Source organism: Brenneria goodwinii, from assembly GCF_002291445.1.
Taxonomy (GTDB): domain Bacteria; phylum Pseudomonadota; class Gammaproteobacteria; order Enterobacterales; family Enterobacteriaceae; genus Brenneria; species Brenneria goodwinii.
This window is the reverse complement of record NZ_CP014137.1, coordinates 187,908-207,609: the sequence shown is the minus strand read 5'-3', so window position 1 is coordinate 207,609 and position 19,702 is coordinate 187,908. Positions and strand designations below refer to the sequence as shown.

Annotated in this window: 12 protein-coding genes, 1 tRNA gene and 3 rRNA genes; 10 read left to right on the top strand and 6 right to left on the bottom strand. The window is 52.6% G+C overall.

What is annotated here, in order from left to right; translation table 11 throughout:
- The first annotated feature begins 628 nt into the window (after positions 1–628).
- The 6 genes from proV (at position 629) to emrB (ending at position 8,152) form a co-directional block, all read left to right on the top strand.
- The gene (gene proV / locus ACN28R_RS00905) at positions 629–1,831 is read left to right on the top strand and encodes a glycine betaine/L-proline ABC transporter ATP-binding protein ProV (protein WP_095833319.1); all 1,203 of its coding nucleotides are present in this window, start codon (positions 629–631) and stop codon (positions 1,829–1,831) included.
- Positions 1,824–3,050, top strand: coding sequence for a glycine betaine/L-proline ABC transporter permease ProW (gene proW, locus ACN28R_RS00900; protein ID WP_048637705.1), 1,227 nt, complete (start codon positions 1,824–1,826; stop codon positions 3,048–3,050). The genes proV and proW overlap by 8 nt, the downstream gene beginning before the upstream one ends.
- Before the next feature lie 155 nt (positions 3,051–3,205).
- Positions 3,206–4,204, top strand: a complete 999-nt coding sequence (gene proX / locus ACN28R_RS00895) for a glycine betaine/L-proline ABC transporter substrate-binding protein ProX (RefSeq protein ID WP_095833318.1) — start codon at positions 3,206–3,208, stop codon at positions 4,202–4,204.
- A gap of 437 nt (positions 4,205–4,641) precedes the next feature.
- A complete protein-coding gene (mprA, locus tag ACN28R_RS00890) occupies positions 4,642–5,157 on the top strand; it encodes a transcriptional repressor MprA (protein ID WP_095833317.1) in 516 nt (171 codons plus the stop codon).
- 266 nt (positions 5,158–5,423) lie between these two features.
- Complete coding sequence (gene emrA, locus ACN28R_RS00885) at positions 5,424–6,599, top strand: multidrug efflux MFS transporter periplasmic adaptor subunit EmrA (RefSeq protein WP_095833316.1); 1,176 nt, start codon at positions 5,424–5,426, stop codon at positions 6,597–6,599.
- 17 nt (positions 6,600–6,616) lie between these two features.
- Positions 6,617–8,152 (top strand): multidrug efflux MFS transporter permease subunit EmrB, encoded by a 1,536-nt coding sequence (gene emrB / locus ACN28R_RS00880; RefSeq protein WP_048637701.1) that lies wholly within the window; start codon positions 6,617–6,619, stop codon positions 8,150–8,152.
- Positions 8,153–8,292: 140 nt separating this feature from the next.
- Here the strand turns inward: emrB and ACN28R_RS00875 are convergent, their stop codons facing one another.
- Entirely contained in the window at positions 8,293–8,736 is a 444-nt protein-coding gene (locus ACN28R_RS00875; protein ID WP_095833315.1) for a DUF3574 domain-containing protein, read from the bottom strand.
- A gap of 235 nt (positions 8,737–8,971) precedes the next feature.
- The gene (locus ACN28R_RS00870; protein WP_095833314.1) at positions 8,972–10,123 is read right to left on the bottom strand and encodes a tRNA/rRNA methyltransferase; all 1,152 of its coding nucleotides are present in this window, start codon (positions 10,121–10,123) and stop codon (positions 8,972–8,974) included.
- Between the two features lie 268 nt (positions 10,124–10,391).
- Here ACN28R_RS00870 and trxC point away from each other — a divergent pair, with 268 nt between their 5' ends.
- From trxC to pssA, 4 genes are all read left to right on the top strand, one after another.
- Positions 10,392–10,811 (top strand): thioredoxin TrxC, encoded by a 420-nt coding sequence (trxC, locus tag ACN28R_RS00865; RefSeq protein WP_048637698.1) that lies wholly within the window; start codon positions 10,392–10,394, stop codon positions 10,809–10,811.
- Between the two features lie 154 nt (positions 10,812–10,965).
- Complete coding sequence (locus ACN28R_RS00860; protein ID WP_095833313.1) at positions 10,966–11,664, top strand: tRNA-uridine aminocarboxypropyltransferase; 699 nt, start codon at positions 10,966–10,968, stop codon at positions 11,662–11,664.
- Positions 11,665–11,714: 50 nt separating this feature from the next.
- Entirely contained in the window at positions 11,715–14,363 is a 2,649-nt protein-coding gene (locus ACN28R_RS00855) for a bifunctional acetate--CoA ligase family protein/GNAT family N-acetyltransferase (RefSeq protein WP_095833312.1), read from the top strand.
- Positions 14,364–14,530: 167 nt separating this feature from the next.
- Positions 14,531–15,886 carry a CDP-diacylglycerol--serine O-phosphatidyltransferase gene (gene pssA, locus ACN28R_RS00850; RefSeq protein ID WP_048637695.1) on the top strand — a complete coding sequence of 452 codons (1,356 nt, stop codon included), beginning with the start codon at positions 14,531–14,533 and terminating at the stop codon, positions 15,884–15,886.
- Between the two features lie 200 nt (positions 15,887–16,086).
- Here the strand turns inward: pssA and rrf (ACN28R_RS00845) are convergent.
- The 4 genes from rrf (ACN28R_RS00845) to ACN28R_RS00830 all read right to left on the bottom strand — a co-directional run bounded on the left by rrf (ACN28R_RS00845) (position 16,087) and on the right by ACN28R_RS00830 (position 19,655).
- Positions 16,087–16,202, bottom strand: a 5S ribosomal RNA gene (gene rrf, locus ACN28R_RS00845).
- 39 nt (positions 16,203–16,241) lie between these two features.
- A tRNA-Thr gene (locus ACN28R_RS00840) sits at positions 16,242–16,317 on the bottom strand.
- A 17-nt stretch (positions 16,318–16,334) separates the two neighbouring features.
- Positions 16,335–16,450 (bottom strand): 5S ribosomal RNA (gene rrf / locus ACN28R_RS00835).
- Between the two features lie 106 nt (positions 16,451–16,556).
- Positions 16,557–19,655: ribosomal RNA gene (locus ACN28R_RS00830) — 23S ribosomal RNA — on the bottom strand.
- Positions 19,656–19,702: the final 47 nt, after the last annotated feature.

Below are 19,702 nucleotides of genomic sequence, written 5' to 3'. Positions count from 1 at the left end.
AAAATAATGCCGATTAACCACACAAAATATCAGGCAATTATCTGACGAACGCTTCGCCCGCCGTTGACAGGGAATTATCCCTGTCAACAGGATAATAATGTTAACTGGATCACACCATCATCACACTCAATATTCTCTGGCGCGCCTGCTGAACCGGATGCTAATTTCACCAGAAAATCACCACCCCGATTTCTGTTATAATTAAGGTCATAATCACAATTCGCGTAAATTATTTTTCGCGAAAAATCGGGCATTTCCGGCGCCTGCCGCACGATGCCTTAAAATTATATTCCGTCGCATTCCATTGATAAAACGAACAATAATTAGCGATTCTCCGCCGAGGGGAAAAGCCTATTTCCCGCAAAAAACGCCAATGGACAGAAATCAAGTTAACTGATTGTTCTTTAGCATAAAAAAAGCATGAAAACCTCAAGGAACATAGATAGCATTTATCCAATCACATGAAAACAATAGGGTTAATTTGCCCGATTTATTTATGTACACGAAAAAATCGATTCAGCTATCAGGGGTTGTCTCAGAATCTCATTATGGTAGGGTATAGAGCGTTTAATCATTACCAGGACAAACGTTATAGAATTATAAACGACCATAGGAAAACAATCGTTTCATGGCAATTAAACTAGAAGTAAAACACCTTTATAAAATATTTGGCGAACACCCTAACAGAGCATTTAAACTGATCGACAAAGGCCTGACTAAAGATCAGATATTTGAAAAAACGGGTCTTACCGTCGGAGTCAAAGATGCCAATCTGGCCATTGAAGAAGGCGAGATATTTGTCATCATGGGATTATCCGGTTCCGGCAAATCAACCATGGTACGCCTTCTCAATCGTCTGATAGAACCTACTCGTGGTCAGGTTCTGATTGATGGCGAGGATATCGCCCAAATATCCGACGCAGCGCTGCGCGACGTGCGGCGTAAAAAAATCAGTATGGTATTCCAGTCTTTCGCCTTAATGCCGCACCTGAATATCCTCCACAATACCGCTTTTGGTATGGAGTTGGCCGGGATAGAGAAAACGGAACGCGAACAAAAGGCGATGGATGCGCTGCAACAGGTTGGTCTGGAAGCTTACGCCAATTCCTACCCGGATGAACTGTCGGGCGGGATGCGTCAACGCGTCGGATTGGCGCGGGCGCTGGCGAACGACCCGGATATTCTGCTGATGGATGAGGCTTTTTCCGCCCTCGATCCGCTGATCCGTACAGAAATGCAGGATGAGCTGATCAAGCTCCAGTCCCGTAATCAGCGTACCATCATCTTTATCTCGCACGATCTGGATGAAGCAATGCGTATCGGCGATCGTATCGCCATCATGCATGGCGGTGAAGTGATCCAGGTGGGTACGCCGGATGAAATTCTGAACAACCCGGCCAATGATTATGTTCGCACCTTCTTCCGCGGCGTGGACGTCAGCCATGTCTTCAGCGCCAAGGATATCGCCCGCCGCCGCCCGGTCACGCTGATTCGTAAAACGCCGGCAGTCGGACCGCGTTCCGCACTGAAAATTTTGCAGGACGAAGATCGCGATTACGGCTACGTGCTGGAGCGCGGACAAAAATTCATTGGTGTGGTCTCTATCGACTCGCTGAAACAGGCCCTGAAAGAACAGCAGCCGCTGGAACATGCGCTGTTATCCGATCCGGCCCCTGTGCCCGCAGATATGTCGCTCAATGAGCTGATTTCGCAGGTAGCGCAAGCCCCTTGTGCTGTCCCCGTCATCGGTGAAAACAACGAGTACATCGGCATCATTTCAAAGGGAATGCTGCTACAGGCACTGGATAAGGAAGGAGCAACCAATGAGTAAATCAACAACCAATCCATGGGAAAGCAGCACCGCGCCTGAGCAAAACGCCGACCAACACAGCGCGGCGGCGCAGAGCGATCCCTGGGCGGCGTCGACCCAGAATTCACCGCAGGCGGAAAGTAGCGCCGCGCCCGATGCCGGATCGCAAAGCGACCCCTGGTCCACTGCCGCACCCGCGCAGGATGCGCCGGCCAACGGAGCGGACGCCTGGAGCACCACGCCGCCAGACGGCGGCTCAGCGGATGCGGCTCAGGGCGCCAACGACTGGCTGAACAGCGCGCCGACCGATACGCCGGAGCACTTCAGCCTGCTCGATCCGTTTAAAGATACGCTGATTCCGTTGGATCACTGGGTAACCCATGGGATCGACTGGATGGTGCTGCACTTCAGACCCCTGTTCCAGGGGATCCGCGTTCCGGTCGACTTCATCCTGAGCACGTTTCAACAATTACTGCTCGGTATGCCTGCGCCGATCGCTATCCTGATCTTCTCGCTGATCGCCTGGCAAGTCTCCAGTTTCGGGATGGGGGTCGCCGCGCTAATTTCACTGGTTATCATTGGCGCCATCGGCGCATGGTCGCAGGCAATGGTGACGCTGGCATTGGTATTGACCGCCCTGTTCTTCTGCCTGCTAATCGGGCTGCCGATAGGGATTTGGCTGGCTCGCAGCGAACGAGCGGCCAAAATTATCCGCCCGCTGCTGGATGCGATGCAGACCACGCCGGCCTTTGTCTATCTGGTGCCGATCGTCATGCTATTCGGTATTGGCAACGTACCTGGCGTGGTGGTCACCATTATCTTTGCCCTGCCGCCGATTATTCGTCTGACGATTCTGGGTATCCGTCAGGTGCCGGCCGATCTGATTGAAGCGGCGGAGTCCTTTGGCGCCAGCCCTCGTCAGATGCTGTTTAAAGTTCAGCTGCCGCTGGCGATGCCAACCATCATGGCAGGCGTGAACCAGACGTTAATGCTGGCGCTGTCGATGGTGGTGATTGCTTCAATGATCGCCGTGGGTGGCTTGGGACAAATGGTGCTGCGCGGCATTGGCCGTCTGGATATGGGATTAGCGGCTGTCGGCGGCGTCGGCATCGTTATTCTGGCTATTATCCTCGATCGCCTGACCCAGTCTCTGGGCCGCGACAGACGCAGCAAGGGCAATAAAAGCTGGTATACCACAGGCCCAATCGGCCTGGTAACCCGTCCTTTCATCAAGCAGTAATTTTCGAGTCGGTTACCCGGCCCGCGCCGGGTAACTGAACCATCCATAATTAAATCAACATAATAAAACCTGATTTCCGCATCCAATGGATTTTAACCTGCAGTAGCGCTGCAATTTGAAAGCCAAGGGTATGGAATAGGAACGAGGAAATAACTATGAGCAAGACAAAAATCTGGGCCGCAGCCCTGACGACTGCACTGCTGAGTTCATCCATCTATGCAGCCGATTTACCGGGCAAAGGCGTCACAGTTATTCCGGTGCAAAGCACCTTGTCTGAAGAGACCTTCCAGACCCTGCTGGTCAATAAGGCGCTGGAAAAACTGGGCTATGACGTGCAGACAATTCGTGAAGTGGATTACAACGTCGCCTTTACCACCGTGGCCAACGGGGATGCCACGTTCCTTGCCGTGAGCTGGGATCCGTTGCACGCCAATCAATATCAGGCCGCCGGCGGCGACAATAAATTCTATCGTGAAGGCACCTATGTTACGGGCGCCGCTCAAGGTTATCTGATCGATAAAAAAACCGCCGACCAATATAAAATCACCAATGTTGAGCAGTTAAAAGATCCTAAAATCGCCAAACTGTTTGATACCAACGGCGACGGCAAAGCCGATCTGACCGGCTGTAACCCTGGCTGGGGCTGTGAGGCGATGATTAATCACCATTTGCAGGCTTATGACTTAACCAAAACGGTTGATCATAATCAGGGCAACTATGCGGCCATGATTGCGGATACCATCACCCGTTATAAAGAAGGCAAACCTATCCTTTATTATACCTGGACGCCTTATTGGGTAAGCGACGTTCTGGTGCCGGGACGCGACGTTGTATGGTTGCAGGTGCCTTTCTCTTCTCAGCCTGGGGTTATGCAGGGCGTCAGCACCAAGCTGCCTAACGGCGCCGACTACGGCTTCCCGGTCAATAGCATAAAAATCGCCGCCAATAAGGAATGGGCGGAAAAAAATCCGGCGGCAGCGAAGCTGCTTTCCATCATGAAACTGTCGATTAACGACATCAATGCGCAAAACCAGAGCATGCATAATGGTCAGAGCTCGCAGCAGGATATCGAACGCCATGCCAACGGCTGGATCAAGGCGCACCAGCAGCTGTTCGACGGCTGGGTCAAAACTGCGGCTGAAGCGGCTAAATAAATCACCACTCGCGAATTTCAGAAGCGTTTGATGACAAACCTTCTGGTTCCAACTCCACCCCCCGGCCCTCCCCTTCACAGGGAAGGGAGCAAATCCGGCGTAGCTCCGCCCCCTGACAAGGGGGAGGCTGGGCGGGGGTCATTAATGGCAATGTTTCAAACTTTGTCAGTAACCGCAGGCGGCTTTTGCCGCCTTTTTGCATTATGTGACGACTTAGTAAGCAACTGATTCCGATTTCCCCACTCCGCCATTCTCTAACGTCACACATGAGCTACCCTATTACTTAATAGCGTTAATGGCGATACTTCCTTCGATACTCGATGTCCCTATCGCTTACTTTCTGTCACAGAATAATCAAATTTGTCTAACTTGATACCATTTACCCAAGTAGTAACTTCCGTTACTATGCAGACCGTGATTAATGAGGTTATATAAAAATGGATAGTTCGTTTACTCCCATAGAGAAAATGCTGAGCCTGCGTGTTTCACGTAAACCCGATTTCCCATACCGGGAAGTCCTGCTGTTACGTTTATGCATGCATATGCAAAGCAAAATACTAGAGCACAGAAATAAAATACTGAAAGATCAGGGCATTAATGAAACCTTATTCATGGCTCTCCTCACGTTGGAATCACAGGAGTCTTACAGTATTCAACCTTCAGAGCTCAGTGCCGCATTGGGATCATCACGGACTAACGCCACGCGTATTGCTGATGAATTGGAAAAAAGAGGTTGGATTGAAAGGCGCGAAAGCAGTAGCGATCGGCGCTGCTTGCACCTGCATATGACAGAAGAAGGCAAGAATTTCCTTGGTCAACTACTTCCCCCGCAGCATAAAAGCCTCCATTTTCTCTGGTCTACGCTCAGTAATGATGAGCAAAAACAGCTTGAAACATTAATGAGAAAGCTGTTGGCCCGAATAGATGAAATGGAAAAAACCGAAAATCTTTAACCAATTGATTATTGTAAGAAATATATAACTCTCATTGTATCTGACGTTTTCCTGTGCTCGCGTCATCGGAGCGCGGATGTTTACTGCGGACGATGCTCGTTTACTTTTCAGTAACCTGTCATTCCGTCGCTTAATAATAAGACAAAACTGACTCTAATTGCCCGTCACCTGCAAACCTCCAGCGAATCGGCGCTGGGGGCTTATTCGTTACAGCGTGAGCAAATGACGGATACCAGGCCAAAAAGAGTATTAAAAGAGAGAACGCCATGAGTGAAAGTGTGGAAAAACAGGCGCCACAGCCAGTAAAACGCAACAAGAAAAAACAGCGTAAACGGGTGCTAACGCTGTTAACGCTTATTTTTATCGTGCTTGGCTGCGCCTGGTTTGTTTATTGGTTTCTGGTCCTTAGGCATCACCAAAATACCGATGATTCCTACATTGCGGGCAATCAGATTCAGGTGATGGCGCAGGTGACGGGGAGCGTCACGCGCGTGAATGTGGACAACACCGATTATGTCAAGCAGGGCGATGTTCTGGTTGAGTTGGATCCGACCGATGCCCAGCAGGCTTTTGAGCGGACCCAAACCGCACTGGCCAACAGCGTGCGTCAAACGCATCAGTTAATGATTAACGGCAAGCAGTATCAGGCCAATATAGAGTTACTCCAGATCCAACTTAATCAGGCGCAGAGTGATTTAAATCGCCGTGAAACACTGGGTCATGTCAATGCTATCGGCCGAGAAGAGGTCCAGCACGCACGGGATGCGGTAGCCAGCGCCAAAGCCTCGCTGGAAGTGGCGAAGCAGCAATATCAGGCCAATCAGGCCATGATTCTGGACACGCCGTTAGAACAGCAGCCGACGGTCCAACAGGCCGCGGCGGAAATGCGCGATGCCTGGCTGGCGCTGCAACGAACAAAAATCGTCAGCCCGGTAAATGGCTATGTTTCACGCCGCAGCGTTCAGGTCGGCGCCAGGATCGCAACCACATCAGCGCTCATGGCCGTTGTACCTGCGGATCATCTGTGGGTTGACGCCAACTTCAAAGAAACCCAGTTGGCCAAGATGCGCATTGGTCAACCCGCTACCGTCATTGCAGACATCTACGGCGATGATGTCGTTTATCAAGGCAAGGTCGTGGGTCTGGACATGGGCACCGGCAGCGCGTTCTCTCTGCTTCCGGCGCAGAACGCCACCGGCAACTGGATAAAAGTCGTCCAACGTTTACCTGTCCGTATTGAATTGGATCCGCAGCAGATTGCTGAACATCCGCTGCGTATCGGTCTGTCCGCGCTGGTCAATGTCGATACCGCCGACGCCAGCGGACCGTCGCTGTCGGAAACGCCGCGCAGCACTCCGGCTTATGCAAGCGATGCGCTGTCGCTGGATCTTGCTCCGGTCAACCAAATGATCAGCGACATCATCCAGGCGAATGCCAGCTAATCAGTCAGGAGAGAAGCGTGCAGAGAAAACCGCTTAAAGGCGCCAGTCTGGCCTGGATGACCGTCGCCCTGTCATTGGCGACGTTCATGCAGGTGCTGGACTCGACCATCGCCAACGTGGCGATTCCGACAATTGCCGGTAACCTGGGAGCCTCCAACTCGCAGGGAACGTGGGTGATCACCTCGTTCGGGGTCGCCAACGCCATTTCCATTCCCATTACGGGTTGGTTGGCCAAACGCTTTGGCGAAGTTCGCCTTTTTCTGTTGTCCACCGCCCTGTTTGCTTTCACTTCCTGGATGTGTGGTATCTCCTCCAGCCTGGAGATGCTGATCTTCGCCCGCGTTTTACAAGGGATTGTCGCCGGGCCGCTGATCCCGTTGTCGCAGAGTTTGTTGTTAAACAACTATCCTCCCGCCAGACGGAGCATTGCGCTGGCGCTTTGGTCGATGACCGTGGTCGTCGCGCCGATTTGCGGCCCGATCCTGGGGGGCTGGATTAGCGACAACTACCACTGGGGCTGGATCTTCTTTATCAACGTCCCGCTGGGGGTGGCCGTGGTGGTCATCACCCTGCAAACGCTGCGCGGGCGAGAGACAAAAACAGAAATCAAGCCCATTGATACCGTGGGTCTGGCCTTGCTGATTGTCGGCATCGGCAGTCTCCAGATGATGCTGGACCGGGGCAAAGAGCTGGATTGGTTTAACTCCAACGAGATTATTATCCTTACGGTTATCGCCGTCATCACCCTGACGTTTTTAATCGTTTGGGAATTGACCGACGACCACCCGGTGGTGGATTTATCGTTGTTTAAATCCCGCAATTTCACCATTGGATGCCTGTGCCTAAGCCTCGCCTATATGTTCTATTTCGGCGCGATCGTACTGCTGCCGCAGTTATTACAGGAGGTTTATGGCTATACCGCGACCTGGGCAGGGTTGGCGTCCGCCCCCGTCGGCTTAATGCCGGTGGTGCTGTCGCCGATTATCGGTCGTTTCGCTCCGCGTCTGGATATGCGGCAGTTGGTCACATTCAGCTTCATTATGTACGCCGTCTGCTTTTACTGGCGCGCCTATACCTTTGAACCGGGAATGGACTTTGGCGCATCCGCCTGGCCGCAGTTCGTGCAGGGTTTTGCCGTCGCCTGCTTCTTTATGCCGCTGACGACCATCACGCTGTCAGGATTGCCGCCGGAAAGAATGGCCGCGGCGTCCAGTCTGTCTAATTTTACCCGCACGCTGGCGGGTTCCATCGGTACGTCCATCACCACAACGTTATGGGCGCAGCGTGAATCGCTGCACCACGCTCATTTGACGGAGTCGATCACCCCTTACAATCCGCAGGCTCAGGAGGCCTATCAACAGCTACAACAGACGCTGGGGATGAGCCAATCGCAGGCTTCGTCTTATATTGCGAGCGAGATTACCGCCCAGGGGCTGATTATTTCCGCCAATGAGATTTTCTGGGCGGCGGCGGCGGTGTTCCTGATGCTGTTGGTGCTGGTCTGGTTTGCCCGGCCGCCGTTTACCTCCGGCGGAGGCGGCGGCGCGCACTAGACACGTTCCCTGAGCCGCCGATCCGTCGGATGGCTCGTCGGGAAACGTGTTTTTCGTCTGCGTGGCTGGATTGGTACTGTAGCTGACCGTACGGTAATGCTATTTATCGGCTCGTCCCGACGGAAGGGCCGACAGGAAACTTAAAAAGCGACACACTCCGGCGCATCAATCCGCATGACCGATTCCTGGGCAAAGCGTGTTTTGTATGCTGTACGCAACGCTTCTACAGCGCTTTCCTGTTCAGATCCATGAATAAGCAGCAGCGCTTTGCTGTTTTCCCGCACCACAGCGCCATTCTGACCCAGCCACTGTCCCCTGGTATCAAAAATCGTTAACCCGTCTTTAAACCGCGGCGTGACCTCGTTATCGACAAAGTCCTTCCATTCCGCATCGGAAACCGGTGGGCCAGCCGGGCGGTTCAGACCGAAATAGAGGGTGGTTTGCACCATTTTATCTCCGATATGGCAGGCATATGGCGCAGCGCGATCGGTATCAGGGGTAGGCAATGGCTGAGAACAGCCGCTCATAAAAAGTGTTCCCAGGAGCAGCGATAGCGCTGCATAGTGTGATTTTTTCCGTGTCATTACGTGTTTCTTGTCGTCATCATCGTGAAATCTTACCGGCTCACTACGCCATTATCCCTGTCGTGTCCGAGCCTCAACGCCGTGGCATCCCGCGCCTTGACATGCGCTATCACCCTGGCACCAGACTTTCATCGTTGAAAAACAAAACATCAGCGCAAGTTTCCCTGTGCTGATGTTTGACCGAGGGCGAAGGTTAAGCCGTGAGCCGTTCCCTTCTTTAATCGAATTTATTTCATCAGGCTTGATTCTGCCGCCACCATTCGGACAACAAAATACCTGTCGCAACGGAAATGTTCAGACTTTCAACCCTCCCCGTGCCGTCGATCGAGATAGTGGTATCACCCTGTAGCCAGGCGCTGTCGGACAGACCATCCCCCTCCTGCCCCAGCACAATCACGGTTTTAGCCGGAAACAGGGTTTTCGACAATGCCGTTCCTTTGTGGCTGGAGGTTGTCACAATGGTATACCCGGCTTTACGGAACTCATCGAACGCCGCGATAGGGTCATCAGCGCTGATCGCTTTAACGTGCTCGGCTCCGCCTTCGGCAGTGCGTACCGCCGCCCCGGACTCCAGCATTGTCGCATCCTGAACCAGCAGGCCATTCACGCCGAAATGCGCGCAGCTTCGCATAATACCGCCAAGGTTGTGAGGATTGCCGGCATCTTGCAATGCCAGGACGCAATCACGCTCGCCAGCCGTTTTCAGATACTCATGAATATCCATCCCCTGACGCTTCTTAATCAGGAAGCATACGCCGCCATGGTGCTCGGTGCCGGAGGCTTTGGTCAATTCATCATCGTCGACGACATGATAGGCTTTGCGATTGGCCGCCATCCAACGAAGGGCTTCACGAAAACGCGGCGTCACTTCTTGCAAAAACCAGGCGCGGACAATGGAATCCGGACGGCTGTTAAACAACGCCTGGCAGGCATTCTCACCATAAACCCGCGTTTCTTCCTGACGCTGACGACGCAACTGCGCAGGATCTATCTGGCTTTTCCCGCTGATCCCGCCATGATCGAACTCAGCCTCTTCACCCGGCGCACGAGAAATCGTTTTCCAGGGCGAATCACTGGTATCACGCTCTTCGCCACGCGGACGACGCGGCCGCTCTGCGCGTTCGCCGTTGCGCTCGCTGCGATCCTTGCCCCATGGGCTTTTCTCGCCATCACGCGAAGGGTTCTCGCGGGCGTAGCGCGGGTTTTTATCTCGGGGATGCTGGGGCTTATCACGGGAACCCGCATCATCACGCCGGCCGCGCCCACCCTCACTGCGACGATCTTTACCAGCAGGACGCTTGTTTTTGTTCTCTTTCTCGCCCTCATCATCGCTACGGACGTACATCACACGGACTTTGCCGCTCTTACTATTGAATGAATCGCTCATCGTTATCTCCACCTACGCGCTGGGCGCGAAGATTACCTTATGTACAGCCGCTTAGCTACCCGCTTGTGGTAAAAGCCAAAAACTATCGTAGCTATTGAGTAAACCACGTTGTTGACGACGAAACGGCTCGCCATACTTAGCCAACTGCTAAGTAACATATTATTCGAGTAACGCACCGATAATTTAACACATTGACGACATTCACTGATTATTCGCAACAGTTTTTATCGACTGCATACTATTAGACCCTTTTACCTGAGGCCTTGTTATGAATACGGTATGTGCATCTTGCCACACAACAAACCGTCTGCCCGAAGATCGTATTGACGACCACCCTAAATGCGGCAATTGCGGCGAACCTCTATTCACGGGTGAAGTTATTAATGCCACCGAAGCAACGCTGGATAAGCTGCTGCAGGATGATCTGCCGGTTGTCATCGACTTCTGGGCGCCCTGGTGTAGCCCTTGTGTCAACTTTGCCCCCGTATTTCAGAGTGTCGCACAGGAGCGCGGCGACAAAATACGCTTCATTAAGGTTAATACCGAATCAGAGCCCGCGCTTAGCTCACGCTATCGCATTCGCACCATCCCAACCCTGATGCTGTTTAAGCAGGGGAAACTGGTCGATATGCTCAATGGCGCGCTTCCTAAAGCACCGTTTGAAGGCTGGCTCGACGAATCGCTGTAAATTCCCCCCAACCCAGAGTATTTTGGCTCTGGGTCTTTTGGTCAGACAGCCCGTCGATTAGAATGGCCCCTTTCAAAGCCTATTATGGTCGATGTTTCCCCAAACGCAGACCGTAAACCGCTTCCTGACAGAACACCGAGATCCCCGATACGCCATGATTAACAATGCCGTTCTTCGCCTGCGCCAGCAACGTCTTGAGCTGTCTACCAAACCATTTCGCGCCCGAGGATGCCGTGTCGTACGCTGTCAGCGCTGTCTGCTGCCGGCCGCAAACTGTCTGTGTCACACGATTCAGCCACGCCCTGCCCGTAGCCGTTTTTGTCTGGTGATGTTCGATACAGAACCGCTAAAACCGAGCAATACCGGGCGCTTGATCGCCGATATCCTGCCGGAAACGCAGGCATTTCGCTGGTCCCGTACCTCGCCCGATCCGCAGTTGCTCGCCGCGCTCGGCGATCCGGATTACCAACCCTATCTGATCTTTCTGGCTGATGATACCGAAGAAGAGCGTCAGATTTTCCAGCAATTACCCTCGCAGGGCAAACCGCCGCTATTTGTTCTGCTGGACGGCACCTGGCCGGAAGCGCGCAAAATGTTCCGTAAAAGCCCTTATCTGGATAAGCTGCCCATGCTATCGCTGCATGTCGATGCGCTTTCCCGCTACCAGCTTCGAGAAGCCAGCAACGCCGGACAGCATTGTACCGCAGAAATCGCCATCGCTCTGCTTGGGCAAGCCGGAGATTCCATCGCGGCGCAAGCGCTAGCGAATCATTTCGATCGTTTCCGTAAACACTATCTGGCAGGGAAATCTCATCATACCTTACGGGAACTTTCCCCCTCCATCACAGCATAATCGGCAAAAAACGCTTAGTATCAAAGAGTCTTTCCTCAAAAGGGTGACTTATGAGCCAGCGCGGATTGGAAGCACTATTACGTCCTAAGTCGATAGCGGTTGTGGGCGCCTCGGAAAAACCGGGACGCGCAGGCTTTCTGTTGATGAGAAACCTGCTGGATGGCAACTTCAACGGGCCGATTCTTCCCGTTACCCCCAAATATCGCGCCGTCTGCGGTGTGTTGGCCTATCCGAATGTCGCCAGTTTACCGATTACGCCCGATCTTGCCATCCTTTGCACCAACGCCAGCCGCAATCTGGCGTTGCTGGAAGAGATCGGGCAGTCCGGTTGCAAAACCGTCATTATTTTATCCGCTCCGCCCTCTCAGTTCAGCGAATTAAGAGCCTGTGCGACTCGCTATAACATACGGTTTTTAGGCCCGAACAGCCTGGGTTTGCTCGCGCCCTGGCAAGGATTCAACGCCAGTTTCTCGCCGGTTCCCACGCTGAAAGGCAAGCTGGCGTTTATTTCTCAATCCGCCGCGGTATCAAACACCATTCTGGACTGGGCTCAGCAACGTGGAATTGGTTTCTCCTATTTTATTGCACTGGGCGACAGCCTGGATATCGATGTCGATGATCTGCTGGACTTCTTAGCCCGCGACGGCAAGACCAGTGCGATTCTGCTGCACCTCGAACACATCAGCGATGCCCGGCGTTTCCTTTCATCCGCCCGCAGTGCTGCAAGAAACAAACCGATCTTGGTGATCAAAAGCGGACGCAGCCGGCAGGCGCAACTGCTGCTCAACGACAAGCGTCAAGGATCTGACGCGGCCTACGATGCGGCGATTCAACGCGCGGGACTACTGCGGGTACGCGATACCCATGAGCTGTTCTCGGCGGTGGAAACGCTCAGCCATCTGCGGCCCTTACAGGGCGAACGTTTACTGTTGGTCAGCAATGGCGCATCGCCGGCGGCGCAGGCGCTTGATCAGTTGCTGAATAGACAAGGGAAACTGGCCGTACTCAGCGAAACCACGCAACAGGCGCTGCGCGAACAGCTACCGGAACACGTCACGATCGGCAATCCGCTTAATCTCGGTGACGAGGCGACGGTCGAACGCTATCTGACCGCCGTGTCTGTTTTACTGGATAGCAATGACTTTGACGCGCTGCTTATCATTTATTCTCCCAGCGCCGCCGCGCCGGGAACCGAAAGCGCCGCACAGCTGATTAGGCTTTTTCAGCAACATCCGCGCGGCAAACGCCTGACGCTGCTGACCAACTGGTCCGGCGAATTTTCGTCACAAGCGGCCCGGCGTTTATTCAATGAGGCCGGCATTCCCACCTACCGCACGCCAGAAGGCGCCGTGACAGCGTTTATGCACATTGTCGAATACCGGCGTAACCAAAAGCAACTGATGGAAACCCCCGCGCTGCCACAGGATTTGTCGAGCAATACAGATCGGGCGCATGAGCTTATCCATCAGGCGCTGGCGAACGGCATCACTCAGTTAGACACCCACGAAGTCCAGCCAATCCTGCAGGCTTACGGCTTAAACACGCTGCCGACCTGGATTGCCAACGACAGTACCGAAGCGGTATACATCGCCGAACAGATCGGCTATCCGGTCGCCATTAAGCTGCGCTCGCCAGACATTGCGCATAAATCGGAGGTCCAGGGCGTCATGCTCTATCTGCGCACCGCCAGAGAAGTCCAACTGGCGGCGGAAGCGATTCTCGATAGGGTGAAACAGACTTATCCTCAGGCGCGCATCCTCGGTTTGCTGGTACAAAGCATGGCAAACCGGGCCGGCGCCCAGGAACTGCGGGTGGCCGTTGAGCAGGATCCGGTATTCGGGCCATTAATCATGCTGGGCGATGGCGGTGTTGAATGGCAAGAGAACCGGGTCGCCGTCGCGCTACCGCCGTTAAATATGACGTTGGCTCGCTATCTGGTGCTACAGGCGGTAAACAGAGGGAACATTCATCGCCGCAGCGCGCTGCGTTCTTTGGATATTCCCGCGCTCAGCCAGTTGCTGGTACAGGTTTCCAACCTGATCCTCGACTGCCCAGAAATAACCCGGCTGGATATTCATCCTCTGCTGGCCTCTGGCGATGAGTTTACCCTGCTGGATGTTACGCTTCATCTGACGCCGTTTAGCGGCGACCCGCAGTCAAGATTGGCTATCCGGCCTTATCCGCAGAATCTGGAAGAAGCCGTTACGCTAAAAGATAACTCGACCTGCCTATTCCGCCCTATTTTGCCCGAAGATGAACCGTTACTGAGTCAATTCATCGCAAAAGTCACAAAAGAAGATCTGTATTATCGTTACTTCAGCGAAATCAGTGAATTTAATCATGAAGATTTAGCCTATATGACGCAGATTGACTACGATCGGGAAATGGCGTTTGTCGCGATTCGTCAGATGGGAAATGATGACGAAATTATCGGCGTGACAAGGGCCATATCCGATCCCGACAATACCAATGCCGAATTCGCTGTTCTGGTACGTTCCGATTTGAAAGGACTGGGGCTGGGCAGACGCCTGCTGGAAAAGCTGATTCACTATGCCAGGCTACACGGGCTAGCGCGGTTGAACGGGATCACCATGCCGCATAATCAAGGAATGATTACGCTGGCGAAGAAGCTTGGCTTTAATGTCAATGTGCAGTTGGAAGAGGGTATTGTCACGCTGGAATTGCCGTTGAAAGTTTAATCACCATACGTGATATAGCTCCCGCCTCAAGAGACGATCTGGCTATCAATGGCAAAACTTGCTCACAACGGCAGGAAAGTAATGGTATTATCGCCCGATTCGGCTATTCCTTAATTTTTGATGATGACCGGCCGGTCATACACTGATGAGAGAAGAAACGCACTGTGATGTTGTCAAAACTTAAACGCAATAAATACCAACAACACCTTGCACAACTGCCCAAAATCCCTCAGACAGCTGATGACGTTCAGACACTCCACACACCTGAACTCTTCCGTACAACGCTGGTAAATAGCATTCTGCAGGCCAGAAAACGTATTTATCTGGTGGCGTTATATCTGGAACACGACGATGGCGGTATGGGGATTTTGTCTGCGGTATATGAAGCCAAACGGCAGTGTCCTGAACTTGATGTGCGCATATTGGTAGACTGGCATCGCGCGCAGCGCGGACGAATAGGCGCAGCGGCAGAAAATACCAATGCCGACTGGTATTGCGATATGGCGCAAAAACACGCCGACACGCAATTTCCTATCTATGGCGTTCCCGTTAATACGCGTGAGGCGCTGGGCGTTCTGCACCTGAAAGGCTTTATTATCGATGATACCGTGATATACAGCGGTGCGAGCCTGAACGACGTCTATCTCCATCAACACGATAAATACCGCTACGACCGCTATCAGATCATTCATAATCCAATACTGGCCGATACCATGGCGCAGTATATTCAAGATATTCTGTCAGCATCCGCAATACATCGGTTAGATCGCAGCGATCGGCCTAAAAGCCTGGAAATCAAAAATGAAACCCGGCAATTTAGACAGTCATTGCGTACAACGAACTACCATACGCCGGACTGCGGTGATGTTAACGATCGGCTGACCGTTACGCCATTAGTGGGGCTAGGTAAAAAAAGCCCGTTGAATACAACCATTCATCACTTAATGTATTGTACAGATAATCATCTGGTGATGTGCACGCCATACTTTAACCTGCCCGCCCTGCTGGTCAGAAACATTATTCGATTACTGCGGGAAGGGAAAAAGGTTGAAATCATTATTGGTGATAAAACCGCGAATGATTTTTATATTCCAGAAGATCAACCGTTCAAGATCATTGGCGCTTTACCTTACCTTTATGAAATCAACCTGCGCCGATTCCTGAGCCGTTTGCAGCGTTATATTGATAACCAGCAGCTCGTCGTGCGCTTGTGGAAAGACGGTGACAATAGCTTCCATCTTAAAGGTATGTGGGTTGATGATAAATGGCAGTTACTGACCGGAAATAATCTTAATCCGCGCGCCTGGCGCCTGGATCTGGAAAACGCCATTCTCATTCACGATCCTAAAAAGGTCTTGCTGGCGCAGCGATTACAGGAGCTGGAAAGCATCCGGATACATACCCATGTGATAGCAAACTACATGGAGCTGGAAAGCATTGCGCAATATCCGGTAAAAGTGCGTAAACTCATTCGACGCTTACGCCGCATCCGTATAGATCGCCTAATCAGCCGCATCCTCTAATACGCATATTCCCGCCGTTATCCAACGCAAGAAGCCCCAATATTGATTCATCAATATTGGGGCTTCTGATCTAATTTGCTTAATACGAATAGGTTGACTGATTTTTTACTTAGGCGCTCGTCAAGAAAGTATGTCGGGAAGGTATCTATCGCAGATAGACAAAAGGCCATCCAACTGGATGGCCTTTTGTCTTAATTGAAACCTGGCAGTTCCCTACTCTCACATGGGGAGACCCCACACTACCATCGGCGCTACGGTGTTTCACTTCTGAGTTCGGCATGGGGTCAGGTGGGACCACCGCGCTATCGCCGCCAGGTAAATTCTTTTTAAGCCGAAACATTAACCCATATATCTGTGGTGCTGATACCCAGAGTCGAACTGGGGACCTCACCCTTACCAAGGGTGCGCTCTACCAACTGAGCCATATCAGCGCACCTAGTTGTTTGATGCCTGGCAGTTCCCTACTCTCACATGGGGAGACCCCACACTACCATCGGCGCTTCGGCGTTTCACTTCTGAGTTCGGCATGGGGTCAGGTGGGACCACCGCGCTATCGCCGCCAGGCAAATTCTGTTTTATCCCAACCGTCGCAGTTTTCTCTGCAACCATCAGAACCAATCTTTGAACAAGCTAAAATTCTTCGTCGTCTCTAAAACACCTTCGGTGTTGTAAGGTTAAGCCTCTCGGGTCATTAGTACCGGTTAGCTCAACGCATCGCTGCGCTTACACACCCGGCCTATCTACGTCGTCGTCTTCAACGGCCCTTTAGGGGACTCAAGGTCCCAGGGAAGACTCATCTCGAGGCAAGTTTCCCGCTTAGATGCTTTCAGCGGTTATCTCTTCCGCACTTAGCTACCGGGCAATGCAATTGGCATCACAACCCGTACACCAGTGGTGCGTTCACTCCGGTCCTCTCGTACTAGGAGCAACCCCTCTCAATCTTCCAACGCCCACGGCAGATAGGGACCGAACTGTCTCACGACGTTCTAAACCCAGCTCGCGTACCACTTTAAATGGCGAACAGCCATACCCTTGGGACCTACTTCAGCCCCAGGATGTGATGAGCCGACATCGAGGTGCCAAACACCGCCGTCGATATGAACTCTTGGGCGGTATCAGCCTGTTATCCCCGGAGTACCTTTTATCCGTTGAGCGATGGCCCTTCCATTCAGAACCACCGGATCACTAAGACCTGCTTTCGCACCTGCTCGAGCCGTCACTCTCGCAGTCAAGCTAGCTTATGCCTTTGCACTAACCTCCTGATGTCCGACCAGGATTAGCTAACCTTCGTGCTCCTCCGTTACTCTTTGGGAGGAGACCGCCCCAGTCAAACTACCCACCAGACACTGTCCGCAACCCCGCTCAGGGGCCCACGTTAGAACATCAAACATTAAAGGGTGGTATTTCAAGGTCGGCTCCACGCAGACTGGCGTCCACGCTTCAAAGCCTCCCACCTATCCTACACATCAAGGCTCAAGGTTCAGTGTCAAGCTATAGTAAAGGTTCACGGGGTCTTTCCGTCTTGCCGCGGGTACACTGCATCTTCACAGCGAGTTCAATTTCACTGAGTCTCGGGTGGAGACAGCCTGGCCATCATTACGCCATTCGTGCAGGTCGGAACTTACCCGACAAGGAATTTCGCTACCTTAGGACCGTTATAGTTACGGCCGCCGTTTACCGGGGCTTCGATCAAGAGCTTCGCCCGAAAGCTTACCCCATCAATTAACCTTCCGGCACCGGGCAGGCGTCACACCGTATACGTCCACTTTCGTGTTTGCACAGTGCTGTGTTTTTATTAAACAGTTGCAGCCAGCTGGTATCTGCGACTGGTCTCAGCTCCATCCGCAAGGGACTTCACCAAATCCAGCGTGCCTTCTCCCGAAGTTACGGCACCATTTTGCCTAGTTCCTTCACCCGAGTTCTCTCAAGCGCCTGAGTATTCTCTACCTGACCACCTGTGTCGGTTTGGGGTACGATTGATTGTTACCTAGAGCTTAGAGGCTTTTCCTGGAAGCGTAGCATCGGTTACTTCATCACCGTAGTGACTCGTCATCACGCCTCAGTGTTAACAGTGTTCCGGATTTACCAAAAACACCCACCTGCACGCTTAAACCGGGACAACCGTCGCCCGGCTAACCTAGCTTTCTCCGTCCCCCCTTCGCAGTAACAACCAGTACGGGAATATTAACCCGTTTCCCATCGACTACGCCTTTCGGCCTCGCCTTAGGGGTCGACTCACCCTGCCCCGATTAACGTTGGACAGGAACCCTTGGTCTTCCGGCGTGCGGGTTTTTCACCCGCATTATCGTTACTTATGTCAGCATTCGCACTTCTGATACCTCCAGCAACCCTCACAGGCCACCTTCAACGGCTTACAGAACGCTCCCCTACCCAACGAACGTATCCCTAAGCCAACTCGACTTTGTAAAACGCATTGATGTCGCTTCGCGCCATCAATCGTCATTCCACATCGCCAAATTGTCTTGGGTGATACGTTCGCTGCCGCAGCTTCGGTGCATGGTTTAGCCCCGTTACATCTTCCGCGCAGGCCGACTCGACCAGTGAGCTATTACGCTTTCTTTAAATGATGGCTGCTTCTAAGCCAACATCCTGGCTGTCTGGGCCTTCCCACATCGTTTCCCACTTAACCATGACTTTGGGACCTTAGCTGGCGGTCTGGGTTGTTTCCCTCTTCACGACGGACGTTAGCACCCGCCGTGTGTCTCCCGTGATAACATTCTTCGGTATTCGCAGTTTGCATCGAGTTGGTAAGTCGGGATGACCCCCTAGTCGAAACAGTGCTCTACCCCCGAAGATGAATTCACGAGGCGCTACCTAAATAGCTTTCGGGGAGAACCAGCTATCTCCCGGTTTGATTGGCCTTTCACCCCCAGCCACAAGTCATCCGCTAATTTTTCAACATTAGTCGGTTCGGTCCTCCAGTTAGTGTTACCCAACCTTCAACCTGCCCATGGCTAGATCACCGGGTTTCGGGTCTATACCCTGCAACTTAACGCCCAGTTAAGACTCGGTTTCCCTGCGGCTCCCCTATTCGGTTAACCTTGCTACAGAATATAAGTCGCTGACCCATTATACAAAAGGTACGCAGTCACCCCACCCCAAAACACTCACTGCTTGTTTTGTGTGTTGCTCATCGCAAAAAACGCGATGACAACCGTCACCTCGACATCCGCATCGCCTTTCGGCCCGGAAGTGTTTTGGTGGTGGGGCTCCCACTGCTTGTACGTACACGGTTTCAGGTTCTATTTCACTCCCCTCGCCGGGGTTCTTTTCGCCTTTCCCTCACGGTACTGGTTCACTATCGGTCAGTCAGGAGTATTTAGCCTTGGAGGATGGTCCCCCCATCTTCAGACAGGATATCTCGTGTCCCGCCCTACTCATCGAGCTCACAACCTGTGCATCTTCGTGTACGGGACTTTCACCCTTTGTTGTGCGACTTTCCAGACGCTTCCACTGACACACAAGCTGATGCAGACTCTGGGCTCCTCCCCGTTCGCTCGCCGCTACTGGGGGAATCTCGGTTGATTTCTTTTCCTCGGGGTACTGAGATGTTTCAGTTCCCCCGGTTCGCCTCATCACACTATGTATTCATGTGATGATAATGTGTCGAAACACACTGGGTTTCCCCATTCGGGTATCGTCGGGTGTAACGGTTCATATCACCTTGCCGACGCTTTTCGCAGATTAGCACGCCCTTCATCGCCTCTGACTGCCTAGGCATCCACCGTGTACGCTTAGTCGCTTAACCTCACAACCCGAAGGTGTTTCGTAAAACACATTCGCGCTGCGATTATT

Coding starts and splice junctions, on each gene's coding strand:
- ACN28R_RS00860 (WP_095833313.1), top strand. CDS start 10,966: ATGATTAACAATGCCGTTCTTCGCCTGCGCCAGCAACGTCTTGAGCTG.
- pssA (WP_048637695.1), top strand. CDS start 14,531: ATGTTGTCAAAACTTAAACGCAATAAATACCAACAACACCTTGCACAA.
- emrA (WP_095833316.1), top strand. CDS start 5,424: ATGAGTGAAAGTGTGGAAAAACAGGCGCCACAGCCAGTAAAACGCAAC.
- proX (WP_095833318.1), top strand. CDS start 3,206: ATGAGCAAGACAAAAATCTGGGCCGCAGCCCTGACGACTGCACTGCTG.
- proW (WP_048637705.1), top strand. CDS start 1,824: ATGAGTAAATCAACAACCAATCCATGGGAAAGCAGCACCGCGCCTGAG.
- ACN28R_RS00870 (WP_095833314.1), bottom strand. CDS start 10,123: ATGAGCGATTCATTCAATAGTAAGAGCGGCAAAGTCCGTGTGATGTAC.
- mprA (WP_095833317.1), top strand. CDS start 4,642: ATGGATAGTTCGTTTACTCCCATAGAGAAAATGCTGAGCCTGCGTGTT.
- ACN28R_RS00875 (WP_095833315.1), bottom strand. CDS start 8,736: ATGACACGGAAAAAATCACACTATGCAGCGCTATCGCTGCTCCTGGGA.
- trxC (WP_048637698.1), top strand. CDS start 10,392: ATGAATACGGTATGTGCATCTTGCCACACAACAAACCGTCTGCCCGAA.
- ACN28R_RS00855 (WP_095833312.1), top strand. CDS start 11,715: ATGAGCCAGCGCGGATTGGAAGCACTATTACGTCCTAAGTCGATAGCG.
- proV (WP_095833319.1), top strand. CDS start 629: ATGGCAATTAAACTAGAAGTAAAACACCTTTATAAAATATTTGGCGAA.